Annotated in this window: 14 protein-coding genes; 3 read left to right on the top strand and 11 right to left on the bottom strand. The window is 67.9% G+C overall.

Going from position 1 to position 13,319, the window contains the following annotated elements:
- Positions 1 to 89 precede the first annotated feature (89 nt).
- From ACRXBZ_RS10325 to ACRXBZ_RS10300, 6 genes are all read right to left on the bottom strand, one after another.
- Positions 90 to 878 carry a hypothetical protein gene (locus ACRXBZ_RS10325; protein ID WP_433878916.1) on the bottom strand — a complete coding sequence of 263 codons (789 nt, stop codon included), beginning with the start codon at positions 876 to 878 and terminating at the stop codon, positions 90 to 92.
- 32 nt (positions 879 to 910) lie between these two features.
- Positions 911 to 1,489 carry a hypothetical protein gene (locus tag ACRXBZ_RS10320; protein WP_433878915.1) on the bottom strand — a complete coding sequence of 193 codons (579 nt, stop codon included), beginning with the start codon at positions 1,487 to 1,489 and terminating at the stop codon, positions 911 to 913.
- Between the two features lie 392 nt (positions 1,490 to 1,881).
- The gene (locus ACRXBZ_RS10315) at positions 1,882 to 1,980 is read right to left on the bottom strand and encodes an alpha/beta hydrolase (protein ID WP_433878914.1); all 99 of its coding nucleotides are present in this window, start codon (positions 1,978 to 1,980) and stop codon (positions 1,882 to 1,884) included.
- Between the two features lie 179 nt (positions 1,981 to 2,159).
- The gene (locus ACRXBZ_RS10310; RefSeq protein WP_433878913.1) at positions 2,160 to 2,561 is read right to left on the bottom strand and encodes a helix-turn-helix domain-containing protein; all 402 of its coding nucleotides are present in this window, start codon (positions 2,559 to 2,561) and stop codon (positions 2,160 to 2,162) included.
- Between the two features lie 125 nt (positions 2,562 to 2,686).
- Entirely contained in the window at positions 2,687 to 3,028 is a 342-nt protein-coding gene (locus tag ACRXBZ_RS10305; RefSeq protein ID WP_433878912.1) for a hypothetical protein, read from the bottom strand.
- Complete coding sequence (locus ACRXBZ_RS10300) at positions 3,025 to 3,249, bottom strand: hypothetical protein (protein WP_433878911.1); 225 nt, start codon at positions 3,247 to 3,249, stop codon at positions 3,025 to 3,027. The genes ACRXBZ_RS10305 and ACRXBZ_RS10300 overlap by 4 nt, the downstream gene beginning before the upstream one ends.
- 135 nt (positions 3,250 to 3,384) lie before the next feature.
- Between ACRXBZ_RS10300 and ACRXBZ_RS10295 the strand changes: the two genes are divergently transcribed.
- Entirely contained in the window at positions 3,385 to 4,236 is an 852-nt protein-coding gene (locus ACRXBZ_RS10295; RefSeq protein WP_433878910.1) for a helix-turn-helix domain-containing protein, read from the top strand.
- A 5-nt stretch (positions 4,237 to 4,241) separates the two neighbouring features.
- The gene (locus ACRXBZ_RS10290) at positions 4,242 to 4,439 is read left to right on the top strand and encodes a DUF397 domain-containing protein (RefSeq protein WP_433878909.1); all 198 of its coding nucleotides are present in this window, start codon (positions 4,242 to 4,244) and stop codon (positions 4,437 to 4,439) included.
- Between the two features lie 62 nt (positions 4,440 to 4,501).
- Here the strand turns inward: ACRXBZ_RS10290 and ACRXBZ_RS10285 are convergent, their stop codons facing one another.
- The 5 genes from ACRXBZ_RS10285 to ACRXBZ_RS10265 all read right to left on the bottom strand — a co-directional run bounded on the left by ACRXBZ_RS10285 (position 4,502) and on the right by ACRXBZ_RS10265 (position 11,955).
- Complete coding sequence (locus tag ACRXBZ_RS10285; protein ID WP_433878908.1) at positions 4,502 to 6,199, bottom strand: formate--tetrahydrofolate ligase; 1,698 nt, start codon at positions 6,197 to 6,199, stop codon at positions 4,502 to 4,504.
- Entirely contained in the window at positions 6,196 to 7,038 is an 843-nt protein-coding gene (locus ACRXBZ_RS10280; protein WP_433883840.1) for a methylenetetrahydrofolate reductase, read from the bottom strand. The genes ACRXBZ_RS10285 and ACRXBZ_RS10280 overlap by 4 nt, the downstream gene beginning before the upstream one ends.
- A gap of 38 nt (positions 7,039 to 7,076) precedes the next feature.
- Positions 7,077 to 8,273: a glycine cleavage T C-terminal barrel domain-containing protein gene (locus tag ACRXBZ_RS10275; protein ID WP_433878907.1), complete on the bottom strand. Its 1,197-nt coding sequence runs from the start codon at positions 8,271 to 8,273 to the stop codon at positions 7,077 to 7,079.
- A 329-nt stretch (positions 8,274 to 8,602) separates the two neighbouring features.
- Positions 8,603 to 11,074: a GcvT family protein gene (locus ACRXBZ_RS10270; protein WP_433878906.1), complete on the bottom strand. Its 2,472-nt coding sequence runs from the start codon at positions 11,072 to 11,074 to the stop codon at positions 8,603 to 8,605.
- A gap of 224 nt (positions 11,075 to 11,298) precedes the next feature.
- Entirely contained in the window at positions 11,299 to 11,955 is a 657-nt protein-coding gene (locus ACRXBZ_RS10265; protein WP_433878905.1) for a GntR family transcriptional regulator, read from the bottom strand.
- Between the two features lie 84 nt (positions 11,956 to 12,039).
- On the opposite strand from ACRXBZ_RS10265, the gene ACRXBZ_RS10260 reads away from it, so the two are divergent.
- Complete coding sequence (locus ACRXBZ_RS10260) at positions 12,040 to 13,263, top strand: sarcosine oxidase subunit beta family protein (RefSeq protein WP_433878904.1); 1,224 nt, start codon at positions 12,040 to 12,042, stop codon at positions 13,261 to 13,263.
- The last annotated feature ends 56 nt before the right edge of the window (positions 13,264 to 13,319 follow it).

The raw sequence follows: 13,319 nt of genomic DNA, 5'->3' as shown, positions 1-13,319 counted from the left end.
GAGGCGACACCGAAGATAACGACGCCGTTAGTGGGTTGAGTCTTGCCTGCACCCTCGGGTTCCCACCAAGGGCATCCGCCGCGGGCGTGCTACACCCGGCTCGCGGTGAACAGCAGCGGGGTGGCGACGTCGTGCCGGGCGCTCAGGTCGGCCAGGAGACCAGCAAGCCAGCCGACCGCATCCAGTGACCACTCGGCTAGCGTCCCGTGGAAGGTGACCGCGTGCTGGGACGGACCGTTCCAGAAGCTGTCGTCGAAAGGAGGCTGGATGCCCGCCTGATCGGCCGTGTGCGACTCGCACGCGAACACGACCTGGTTCAGCGCGGCCAGCCGGTCCGCGATCGACAGGACGGCCGGAGACTGCCCGCCGTCCAGCGTCACGCGGACGGGCGTCCTCAACGCTGGGTCGCTGTCGTCGAACCAAGCTGCGGTGAGCAGCGACGGCGACCGGAGAGTCTCCGGTCGCGACGCCGTGTCGAGGCACTGGACAGGCAGCAGCACCTGCACCACGTCCAACGCCAGACTGCCGATGCGCGCCACCGCGTCGCCGGCGCAACTCAGGAACGGCTGTACCGGCAGCGGCCGATCGCCAGGCACCGATTCGGCCTCCACCTGGAACCACGCCGCGAGCGACGCGTCGGCGAGCGGGTGCTCCTGACCGGCGTCGTTCATACCCCACAAACCAGCCGGGCCGTCGTCGCGCAGCCACCTCATCGCGACCGACCGCTCGTAGAACAGCAGGTACGCGTCACGGTCCGTGTCCGGGGCGCGCCACGGGTGCGGTGTGAACTCGCCATAGAAGGCCGTGAACATGGTGCCCGCGAACTCGCGAGCACCATGTGCCAGGCCAGGGCCGACTTCCTCGCTGTTGCTCGTCATTTCACCTCTTGCCTGGTCATGATCGCGTCAGCTCACTGGTCGGGTCCGGTAACCCGGCACGCCACGTCCGCCTGGCGGTTGCGCACCTCTCCGCTGTCGACCTCCCAGTTTACGTCGACGTCCACGTGATTGCGCCAAGACGTCATCTGCGTGGTGTCGCAGTCACGTCGCGCGGGCACCCGCCTGGCGCTACCACCACCCGGTTTGAGTTTTACGTTCTCGCCACATGCCTTTCGGCGCCAGGTGCCGTCCGTGTAGTACTCGTACAGGCACGTTTTCACCGTCGCGGTGTCCCCCGTGCAATCTCCCTTGTTCCACCAGCCGTGGCCCGACACCGCGACGCCGGTGCCCGAGCGGTGGGGGTTGTCGACCCCCGTGTCGGGCGTGCATCCGGCCAGCGCGTCGCCGTTCTCGTCCGTGTAGACACCGCTGGTCACGCCGTGTGGCGCGAGACCTGGAACGGCCTCCTCGTACGACACGACCGGCGCTGCCACCGCTCCCGGCACCGGTATCGCCGTCAGCATGAGCGCGGCCGCGGCGGCGCCGACGAAGAGACGTGCGCGTTTCCTCATCAGTTTTCTGTCCCCTTTTCGATTGTCTGCGGAAAACATCCACAACGAGGGTCATCCTTTGGATAGAACACATTGGCGCCAGTGCGACCTCCGCCACTCCGGAAGACGCTTTGCCCGGCAAGCCCCCAGGGATAGACCTTAGAGGCGGACACGCAGATCGCGGAGTGCGATCCGAAATTCCGCCCAAACGGCAGGTAAGGCCGCTACGTGTTGCGTTCCATCTCGGTGGATCAATGCGGATACATCGCAGTCGAGTGAGATCTGGGTCATTGACGGACTCGTCGTCAAAACTGCGCCGCTCCGTTCAGATAACCTGAGAAGATTTTTGAACAACAGTTGGTGGCGTTCAGCGACACGGTGCTTGGCGGCCATGTAATTGATGATCTTCGAGACGTGGCCGAGCTTTCGAGGCTGTTCAGCAGTCTTCAGGCTCAGGCTCTCCCAGCTCTTAACGCGATGTCGTCGGCGTACACACCGTGATCGCGAGCGGCGTTCCCGACGACCGTGGATCCGTAGCTGTGCCCCAACACCGTGTTGTGAGACGGGGGCCGTCGTGAGTGGCCCGCAGCCCCTGCTGGAACTCGGACAGATCCTCCTTGGCGTTCTTCGCGTAGTACTCCTTCCCGGCTTCAGCCAAGTTCGGCGGTGACTCGTAGCCCTGCGGCAGGTGTCTCGGGGCTGAACACCTGCCCGCGGACTTGGGGCCGTTTCAGAAACGTCGATGGCGCGGTGCCCGATTGAGCAGGCGCGGTGGGGCGACCTCGGCGTGTCCGAGGAGGCGCAGTACGGTCAACTGGTACAGGTCGAGCTGCTGGGCAAGTTCGGTGATCCGAGTTCCCCGCGCGAAAGCGTCGGCGCACTCGGCGGCGAGCTTGTCGCGACGATCGGGATCGAGGTCGTCAAACTCGCTGCGCATCGCGCGTTGATTCGCCGGGCTGCCGCGTCGCCGCATCTCGACACCGGCGACTTTGGTCAGCAGCCGATGCGCCGCACCGTAGGACAGGCCCTCCTGGAACATCAGGACGCGGATCGACGCGCCGTGTCCGAGGTAATCGGCTGCCATCCGCCGTGCGAGGGCTTCTTCGGTACGGGTGGTGAGGTAGCTCGGCATGCCGTTTCCTTCGATGCTTCGCGTTGTTGGGGCCGGCCGGGCGGCGCTTGGGGGCGTTGGCCGCCCGGCCGGTGGTGGCTCGGTGCCGGGTGCCGGGGAGGGGGAGTGGCCGGTACCGAGCTGGTCTAGCAGCGCTGCAGGCCGGCGAGGATGCGGTGCAGCGCCGCGGGATCGCGCGCCCACTCGTCCGGCATTGGCGCTCGGGTTTCGGGAAGTGACAGGGGCGTCCGGCGTTGTTCGTCAGCTGGAGCCCCGCGGATAGTGGCCGGTTCGCGGAGTCGGTGGCGGCCTCCACTACTGGTCTCGGCCTCGATCCGCATGGCCAGATACCGAACCGTCAACGCACCTTCGCCGCCCCCGGCATGCTGCGGCTGACACATGAAGTAGGCACGCAGATACCAGGTGAGGGCCGCAAGAGCGACGATGCCAGCGATGATGGTCCAGGCCATCACGGTTTGCGCGCTCATCCCTTCAGGGCCTTCAGCTTCGAGTTGCATTCCTGGCAGGACGGGGCGTGGATCCAGTCCACTTCGGATGGTGTTGCGAGGGCAAAGTTATTGCCGCAGAACGAATCGCCATTCGCGCCCGCGTCGATTCGCCGACCGGCGAAGGCGTGGCGGGTCAGTCCGTAGCTGCTCGACTCGTCCACCACGGGAAGCCAGTAGTAGCGCTGACATGCCTGTGTCATGCCGACCTCATTTCCCAGCTGCGTTGAGTCATCGGTTGACGACTACAAAGTAGACGATAATCTGTATACGGTACCTAGGGCGATTGCCTGATCGGGCGATCTTGTCCGCTCGCACTTCCGTGCGAAGCTGGACGCATGGCAGGAACCGCACGACAGGTGCACTTGGGACGCCAGCTCCGGCAGCTGCGGACCGAAGCGGGCTTGTCCCTGGACGAAGCAGCCGCGCATCTGGAGCGATCGCGAGCGACAGTGGGACATTGGGAGCGCGGGCGCTCCAGGGTGTCCGCGAAAGATCTCGACGCGCTGCTGGAGCTCTACAACGCTCCGGAGGAGTTGGTCGAACAGCTCCAGCAGCTCCGCCGGGAGAGTGGTCAGCGGGGCTGGTGGCACAGCTACAAGCTGCCGTCCTACCTCGCTCCATTCGTCGGATTCGAGGCCGAGGCCAGCGAGATCTTCCACTTCGAGCTCGGGTTGGTTCCAGGGCTGCTGCAGACCGAGTACTACGCGCGAGCGGTGCACGAGGTTGGCCGACTCAAGCTGTCTGAGTCGGAACTGCAGAGCTGGGTTGATGTCCGCCTCAAGCGGCAGGAGAGGCTGAATGAAGGTGGCGGTCTAACGCTGCACGCTGTGGTCGCCGAGGAAGCCCTTCAGCGCGTTGTCGGATCCCGAGCCGTTATGGCCGAGCAGCTTCGGCATCTTGCGGCCGTGGCGAAGCGGCCGAGTGTCAACCTCCAGGTCTTGCCCTTCGAAGCAGGTGCCAATGCTGGCTCGGTCGGTCCGATCACCGTTCTGCGGTTCGAGGACGCCTCTCGCGACGATGTGGCGTTCAGCGACACCCCGCTCGGTGGGCACGTGATTGATGATCTGCGCGACGTGGCAGAGCTTTCGCGGTTGTTCGGCACTCTCCAGGCGCAAGCTCTTTCGGCCAAGGAGTCGAGGCGTCTGCTGGGTAGCATCGCGGATGCGCACACCGGTTCGAAGGAGTGAGAGACGTGAGCCCGACACCCTTATGGCGTAAATCCAGCCGCAGCGCTCAGGCAGGCAACTGCGTTGAGGTCGCCACGAACATGATGGATACCGCCCTGGTCCGTGACAGCAAGCTCGGCGATTCGTCTCCGATCATGGTCTTGTCCCCCAAAGCTTTCGCGGGGTTCATCGGCAGTATCAAGTCGGGTCGCTTCGACGGCTGAGGTGGGGTCGTGAGTGGTGGTTCCGGTAAGAACCGGATCAGGCACTCACGAGCCCTGACCGCTCAGCTGAGGCCGATGATCTGGCCGTGGTCGTCGATGTCGATGGATCCCGCTGCCGGGTGGGAGCCGAGGCCGGGCATCGTGCGCATCTCTCCGCAGATCGGGTAGATGAAGCCCGCTCCCACTGAGGCCCGGACTTCCCGGACCGGGAGGGTCCAGCCCGTCGGGGCGCCGAGCAGGGTCGGGTCCGAGCTCAGCGACAGGTGGGTCTTGGCGATGCACACCGGGAGGTTCCCGAAGCCGTTGGCCTCGTAGCCGTCCAGTGCGCGGGCCGCCGCCGGCAGGTACGAAACCCCTGCCGCGCCGTACACCTTGGTCGCGATGGTTTCGATCTTCGCCCGCAGGTCCGCCGAATCCGGGTAGAGCAGCTGGAATCCGCTCGGTTCCTCGGCCGCCGCCGCGACCGCTTCGGCCAGCTCCAGCGCGCCCTTGCCGCCTTCCAGGAAGTGGTTGCTGACCGCGACGCGCGCGCCTTCGGCCTCGGCGACCTGGCGGATCGCCTCGTGCTCGCTGGAGTAGTCGGTTGGGAACGCGTTGATCGCGACAACCGGAGACACCCCGTGCAGCCGGATGTTGTCGATCTGCTTGCGGAGGTTCGCTGCCCCGGCCAGCACGTCGTCGGGGTTCTCGGCGAGCATCGCCGCGGGCAGTGGCTTGCCCGCCACCACCTTGTACCGGCCGGAGTGGGCCTTCAGCGCGCGCACCGTCGCCACCAGCACCGCCGCGTCCGGGCGCAGGCCGGAGATGCGGCACTTGATGTTGAAGAACCGCTCCGCGCCCATGTCGGCCCCGAACCCGGCCTCGGTGACCACGTAGTCCGCGCACCGGCTGGCGATGCGGTCGGCCACCACCGACGAGTTGCCGTGCGCGATGTTGCCGAACGGTCCCGCGTGGACCAGCACCGGCGTGTTCTCGGTGGTCTGCATCAGGTTCGGCTTGATCGCCTCGCGCATGATCACCGCCATCGCCCCGGCCGCCCGCAGCTGCTCGGCGCTGACCGGCTCGCCATCGCGGGTGTAGCCGACCACGATCCGGCCCAGGCGCTGCCGCATGTCCTGCAGCGACGTGGAAAGCGCCAGTACCGCCATCACTTCGCTGGCCGCGGTGATGTCGAAACCGGTCTGCCGCGGCATGCCGTCGAGCCGACCGCCGAGGCCGGTCACGATGTTGCGCAGGTCCCGGTCGTTGACGTCGAGCACCCGGCGCCAGGTGATCCGGTGCGGGTCGATGCCCAGCGAATTCCCTCGGTGCAGGTGGTTGTCCAGCATCGCGGCCAGCAGGTTGTGCGCCGCCGTGACCGCGTGCATGTCGCCGGTGAGGTGCAGGTTCAGCGCCTCCATCGGCACCACCTGGCTGTACCCGCCGCCGGCGGCGCCGCCCTTGATGCCGAACGTCGGGCCCATCGACGGCTGCCGGATCGCCACCGCGGACCGCTTGCCGAGGTGCCGCAGGGCTTGGCCGAGTCCCACCGTCGTGGTCGTCTTGCCTTCGCCCAGCGGGGTAGGTGTGATCGCCGAGACCACGACGTAGCGGGCGGTCGGCCGCTCGGGCAGCTCGTCGAGCGCGTCCAGCGAGATCTTCGCGGCGCTGCGCCCGTACGGTTCGAGCAGGTGCGCGCCGATGCCCAGCTGCGCTGCGACGTCCTCCAGCGGCAGGAGCGCGGTGGCGCGCGAAATGTCCAAATCGGACGGGATGCTCATGCTGGGACCTCCCGGAGTCTGGCGACCAGGTCGTGGCGCCATTGCACCGTCTTCGCGATCTCATTGAAGGTGAAGAAGTGCCAGCCCGCGATTCCGCAGGTGGTGTCGACGAGGTAGGGGGACAGCCCGTCGAACAGCTCCTCCGGCGTGTAGCGGGTGAGCAGCTTCGACACCACGCCGTGCTGCTTGCGCAGGAAGCGCATCGAGTCGCCCAGCCCGATCTTCAGCGAGATCCGCAGCAGCTTGTGCGCGTCCACCACGCCCGGCACCCCGATGTAAATCGGCAGCGCCAGGCCGCGGGCGCGCACGTCCTTCACCCAGGACGCAACGGTGTGCGGGTCGTAGCAGATCTGCGAGACGACGTAGTCGGCGTAGCGGGACTTCTCGGTCATCGCGCGGATGGTCGAAGCGTCGGAGATGAACGCGTGCCGCTCGGGGTAACCGGTGATGCCCACCCGTGCGGGCCGCCGCCCCAGCTGGTCCATCGCGCGAAGCAGCGCCAACGCGTCCGGGAATTCGCCGCGGGGCTGGGGGGAATCCCCGGCCACCACGAAGACCTCGGACAACCCCAACGCGTCCACGCGATCCAGCAGCGCCGTCAGGTGCGCGGTGTCGGCGATCAGCCGGGCGGCCAGGTGCGGCACCGCGTGCAGGCCGCGGCCCAGCAGTTGGGCGGCGACGTCCAGCGTCGCCTCGGTGCCCTTCGTCGGCGACGACGTGATGGTCACGGTCGTCCCCGGCGGCAGCTTTTCGGCCTGCTCGACCGCGCCGCGCAGCGGCAGCACCTCGAACCTGGCGTTCATCAGGTACTGCTCCAGTCGCTCGGCGTTGGCGTTCATCGCGATCACCACCTCTCCTGGATCAATCCTCTCGTCCGTCACGCCGTCGCGCGGATCAGTCGTTTCGGAATGTCCTTGGTGGGGTCCAGGAACGGCTTCTCGACGACCACCGCTTCCTGCGGGCCGTGCTGGGTGTCCACCACCAGTTCCGTGCCCAGCTCGTGGTAGGCGATCGGCACCATCGCGTAGCCGATGTTGCGCTCCAGCCGCGGCGAGTAGCAGGCCGAGGTGACCTCGCCGATGTGCAGGCCGTGCGGGTCGTGCACGGCGAAGGTGTCGATCATCTCGCCGTCGTTGAACGAGCCCACGCTCGGGCCGCCGATCTCCACGCCGACCAGCTTGCGGCTGATGCCCTCGCTCTTGATCCGCCGCAGGGCGGCCTTGCCGATGAAGTCGGTCTCCTGGTCCAGGTCGACCATCCAGGTCTTCTCGAAGCCGTAGCCCACCTCGAACGGGTTGGTGTCGTAGGTGATGTCGCAGCCCCAGGACAGGATGCCGGCCTCGATGCGCCGGATGTGGCAGGGCCCGATCACCTTGAGGTCGTGCGGTTTCCCGGCCTCCCAGATGGTGTCCCACAGCTTCACGCCGTCGCGGCCGGCGTTGTGCAGGTAGATCTCGTAGCCGAGTTCGGCGGTGTAGCCGGTGCGCGACACCACCACCTGCATGCCGTCCAGCTCGCGGTCGATGGCGTAGTAGTAGGGCACGTCCAGGATGGACTCGCCGAACAGGTCGACCATCACGTCCCGCGACTTCGGCCCCTGGACCTGCACGGGTCCGACGTCCGGTTCCCGGATCTGAACGTCCATCCCGAGGTTGTGCGCCAGGCCCTTCGCCCACAGCAGCACGTCGCTGTCGGCCAGCGACAGCCAGAAGTGGTTCTCGCCGAGCCGCAGCAGCACCGGGTCGTTGATGATGCCGCCGTCCTCCGCCGTGACGAACACGTACTTGCACTGCCCGACCTTGCATTTGGTCAGGTCGCGGGGCACCAGCATGTTGGTGAACTCGAACGCGTCGGGTCCGGTGATCTCCACCTGGCGCTCCACGCCGACGTCCCACAACGTCACGCCTTCCAGCAGCGCCCAGTACTCGCCGATCGGGTCGCCGTAGTGGCGGGCGTGGTAGGTGTGGTTGTACACGCTGTAGAGGCCGACGCCGTGCCGCCGCGACGCGTAGAAGAACGGCGACTTGCGCAGGCGCGGGTAGAGCAGGACGCCGGAGTTCGGGCTGATGCTCATGGCTGGTTCCTCCTTGACTGGTTCGTGGTCGTTTTGCTTGGCGGTGCGAGTGGCGGAACCTCAGGTGGCGTCTCGCTGTGGGATCCCCGACTCATGTATGTCCAATACGCCACGTCGGGGCTGTCCTCGCGAGACACCACCTGAGAACCCGCGGCGGTGCCGGGTGCGAGGGTGGGCTAAGCGGCTTCGCCGCTTCAAAGACAAGAGCCAAGTCGATTTCAACGGCAAACTCCTTTAAGTGCGGGGTGCGGGTGGGTAGACGGCACCCACACCGCTGGCCGATCGCCTCGGCCGGGCGTTCTGCAGGTCTGGCGGGTGGAATGCGCCGATCAGCGGCGCATTCTGCTCATCTCGGGGTCCAACACGGGGTCAGCGACGACCGTGGCCGGATGTCGCTGGTCGAAGTAGGACACCCGCACGGGGGTGCCCGGATCGGACAGGTCGGCCGGGAGCCACGCGTAGGCGAGGCTCGCTCCGACGCTGTGCCCATAACCGGCGCTCGTGGTGAAACCGACGGGGGTGCCGTCGGCGAACACCGGCTCGGATCCCATCAACACGGTGCCGTCGTCGATCGTCAGACAGCACAGCCGCCGCCGCGGGCCGCTTTCCCGGCGCCGCAGCAGCGCGTCTCGTCCGATGAACTCGCCCTTGCCGGCCTTCACGGCGAAGGACAGACCGGCTTCATCGGGGTCGTGCAAGCTCCACATGTCCGCCCCCCAGGCTCGATATCCCTTCTCCAGGCGCAGTCCGTTGAACGCGCCGCGACCGCCGGGGAAGATGCCGTGCTCGGCACCGGCGGCGGCCAGCAGGTCCCACAGCCGCCGGCCGAACTCCGCCGAGCAGTACAGTTCCCAGCCGAGTTCGCCCACATAGGACAGTCGCAGGGCGAGCACCGGGACCTCGCCGACGTACAACCGCTTCGCGCGGAAGAACCGGAAGGCCTCGTGCGAGACGTCCCGGTCGGCCAGTTCGGCGAGCACGTCCCGGGCCCGCGGGCCCCACAGGCCGATGCAGCAGGTGCCGCCGGTGATGTCGCGGACCTGCACGGTCTCGTCGGCGTGCCGGCGCAGCCAGGCGATGTCGCGCGGACCATTGCAGCCGACCTGGAAGGAGTCGCGCCCCAGCCTGGCGACCGTGATGTCGGCCCGGATGCCCGCGGTCGGTTCCAGCATCAGCGTGTAGGTGACGTAGCCGGGCGGGCGGTCGAGCTGGTTGGTGGTCAGCCGCTGCAGCAGGTCCAGCGCGCCGCGACCGCGGACTTCCGCTCGGGGGAGGGAAGTCATGTCGTACATCGCAACTCGCTCCCGGGTGGCCTGGTGTTCGGCGCCGACGATCGGGGACCAGTAGCGTCCCGCCCACGGCCCGGGCTCGACGATTTCCCGGCCGTTGACCAGGGGCTTGTTGCTCTCGTACCAGTGCGGTCGTTCCCAGCCGGCGGCTTCCAGGAACACCGCGCCGAGCTCGCGCTGGCGGTCGTGGAACGGGCTGGTGCGCAGCGGGCGCGGGTGTTCCGGCGGTTGCTGCGGGTGGATGATGTCGTAGACCTCGCGGAAGCTCTGCGCACCGCGTTCGCCCACATAGGACGGACTGTGCGCGAAGTCCTCGAAGCGGCGGAGATCGGCCTGCCGGAGGTCGATGTCGGGCACCTCGCCGGCCAGCCACTGCGCCATCGCGCGGCCGACCCCGGCGGCGTGGGTGATCCAGACGGCCTCGGCGACCCAGAAGTTGTCGATCTCGTTGGACGGCCCCAGCACCGGCATCCCGTCCGCGGTGAATAGGAACAGGCCGTTCATGCCCTCGGCTATATCGGTGCGGTTCAGCGCGGGCAGCAGCTCACGGGCGTCCGCCCACGGCCCGGCGAAGTCCTCGGGGGTGAACGGCTGCACCGACGCCATGCCCTTCCAACCGCCGCCCTCCGACGGCGCCTCGGCGCCCGCGCCCGGCGCGGCGGTGGGCAGCAGATCGTTGCTGTGCACGGGAATCGCGCGGTGCTGGTAGGAGCCGATGCCGTAGCGGTCGCGGATCTGCCGGAAGTACATGGAGCTGTCCTGGTGTCGCAGGATCGGCTGCCGCACCTCGTCGGTGCCCGGTTCCAGGCCCGGCACCGGGCCGGTCACGGCGTACTGGTGCGCCAGCGGCTGCACCGGGATCGACACCCCGGCCAGCCGGCCGATCTTCGGGCCCCAGATCCCCGCGCAGCACAGCACGGTCTGCACCGGCACCTCGCCCTGCGAGGTGCGAACGGCGCGGACCCTTCCACCTTGGACATCGAAGCCGATCACCTCGGTGTTACCGGCGAACCGCACGCCGAGCCGTTTCGCTTCGCGGGCCATGGCTTCCGCCGCGCGGACCGGCTTGGCGATCCCGTCGGTGGGCACGTGCAGGCCGCCGTGGATGCGCGCCGGGTCGACCTGCGGGATGCGGTCGTGCACCTGCTGCGGGTCGAGCAGCTCGCCCCGGATTCCCCACGCGGTGGCCAACCCGAGCTTGCGCTTGAGGTCGTCCCAGCGTTGCGGCGTCGCTGCGACCTCGATCCCGCCGACCTGGTAGAAGCAGGGCTGCCCGTCGAGCTCCAGCCCGGAGTAGCACTGGACCGTGCGGGCGGCCAGGCGGCTCATCGTCTCCGACGGGTTGGTCTGGAAAACCAGGCCCGGCGCATGGGAACTGGAGCCTCCGGTGGCGAACAGCGGGCCCTGCTCGACGACCAGGACGTCGGTGATCCCGAGGCGCGCAAGGTGATATGCGGTGCTGCATCCCACGATGCCGGCCCCGACGAGGAGAACTCGGACGCTCGAAACCATCGCTGCCGCCTTGTTGCGCCTACGACAACTCTCTGCGTTAAACGCAACAGTGCACTTCGTCCCGGGGCCGCGTCAAGGACACGCGCGAGTCAATTTCGACGTGGGGCCGACCGCGGCGCGGAGTGGTCGATTGGCGACGTAGCGTGTTTGCCGAAGATGCCGTCCGGGGGACGGCGGGCCCGAAAGGATCAACCGGATCTCGTTGCGGGCAAAGGGGGTTCGGCTCAGATCAACTGGCGGATGGCCCGCTCGAAGTGGTCGACGTGCGCGACCGCGATGCGGTCGGCGCGGTCGGCGTCGGCGGCGATGAGCGCCTTGAGTAGCTCGGCGTGCTCCCCGACGTGATCGGAGACCTTCGGCAGCCGGTCGAAGAACAGGTGCCAGATCCGCAGCGCCAGGTTGTAGTACTGGTTAAGGGTGCCTTCGAGGTAGCGGTTGTGGGTGCAGCGGTAGATCGTGCGGTGCACCCGCGAGTCGACGTCCATGATCGCCGCCTGCTCGCCGCCGAGGTCCTCGACCAGTGCCCGCAGCTCGTCGAGCTCGGCCCGCTCGGCGTCGGTGGCGCGCTCCGCGGCGCGCCGGGCGGCGTGGCCCTCCAGGCGGCGCCGCACATCGGCGATCAGGGCGTGATCGGTGATGTTGACCTCGGTGACGAAGCTGCCGCGGCGCGGGTAGATCGCCACCAGCGACTCGGCCTCCAGTCGCTTGACGGCCTCCCGGAAGGGGGTGCGGCCGATGCCGAGTTCGGTGATCAGCGGCTCCTCCCGTACCGGTGCGCCGGGCGGCAGCTCCAAAGTCAGGATCAGGTCGCGCAGGGTCAGGTACGCGCGCTCAGCCTGGGGCGGGCTGTCGCCGGATCGGGAATTGACGGCTGCGGACACGTCTCGTAGCCTACCCGAAAGACTGATATACCAGTTGTCGTCGAACTTCTACCCTAGATTTTCCCGGGCGTCCCGGAGGCTGGCATGGCCCCACTTCCCGTCCTGCCGCAGCCGCCGCCGCGGCTGTGGCGCAGTCCGGAACCAAAGCGCCATTACGAGGTGGTGATCGTCGGCTCCGGCGGCCACGGTCTGGCGACGGCCTACTACCTGGCGCGCAACCACGGCATCCGCGACGTCGCGGTGCTCGAACGCGGCTGGCTGGCCGGCGGCAACATGGCCCGCAACACCACGATCATCCGCTCCAACTACCTCTTCGACGAGAGCGCGGCGCTCTACAACCACGCGCTGGACCTGTGGGAGCAGTTGCCCGCCGAGCTGGAGTACGACTTCCTGTTCAGCCAGCGGGGCGTGCTCAACCTCGCGCACACCGAGCAGGAGGTCCGGGACTCCCGGCGGCGGGTGTTCGCCAACCAGCTCAACGGGGTCGACGCGGAATGGGTGGAGCCGGCCGGGATCGCGGAGCTCTGCCCGATCCTGAACCTCTCCGACGACATCCGGTACCCGGTGCTGGGCGCGACGCTGCAGCGGCGCGGCGGGATCGCCAAGCACGACCACGTGGCGTGGGCGTTCGCGCGCAAGGCCGACGAGATGGGTGTGGACCTCGTCCAGGGCTGCGAGGTAACGGGATTCGGGACCGACGGCGACCGGGTGACCGGGGTGCAGACCTCGCTCGGACCCATCGGCGCGGGGCGGGTGGCGCTCGCGGCGGCGGGGCGGACGACGCTGCTGACCGACACGCTCGGGCTTCGGCTGCCGTTGCAGAGCCATCCGCTGCAGGCCCTGGTGTCGGAGCTGCTGGAGCCGATCCACCCGTGCGTGGTGATGTCCAACCACGTGCACGTCTACTGCAGCCAGGCGCACAAGGGCGAACTGGTGCTGGGCGCGGGCATCGACACCTACAATGGCTACGGCCAGCGCGGCTCGGTACACGTGATCGAACGCCAGATGGCCGCGGCGCTGGAGCTGTTCCCGATCTTCGCGCAGGCGCATGTGATCCGGACCTGGGCGGGCACCGTGGACGTCACGCCGGACGCGTCGCCGATCATCGGGCCGACCCCGTACGAAAACCTCTTCCTCAACTGCGGCTGGGGGACCGGCGGTTTCAAGGCGACTCCCGGCGTGGGCTGGGTGTACGCGCACACCATCGCCACCGGCCGTCCGCACCCGCTCAACGAGCCCTACGGACTCGACCGGTTCACCACCGGAGCCCTGATCGACGAACACGGCGCAGCCGCCGTCGCCCACTGAGGAGGTCGCCCACTGAGGAGGTCGCCCACTGAGGAGGTCGCCCACTGAGGAGGTCG

Origin of the sequence: Saccharopolyspora hattusasensis (assembly GCF_050972075.1) — a bacterium.
GTDB lineage: Bacteria > Actinomycetota > Actinomycetes > Mycobacteriales > Pseudonocardiaceae > Saccharopolyspora > Saccharopolyspora hattusasensis.
Note: the sequence above shows the minus strand (reverse complement) of the source record. Positions and strands in the feature narration are given on the sequence as shown.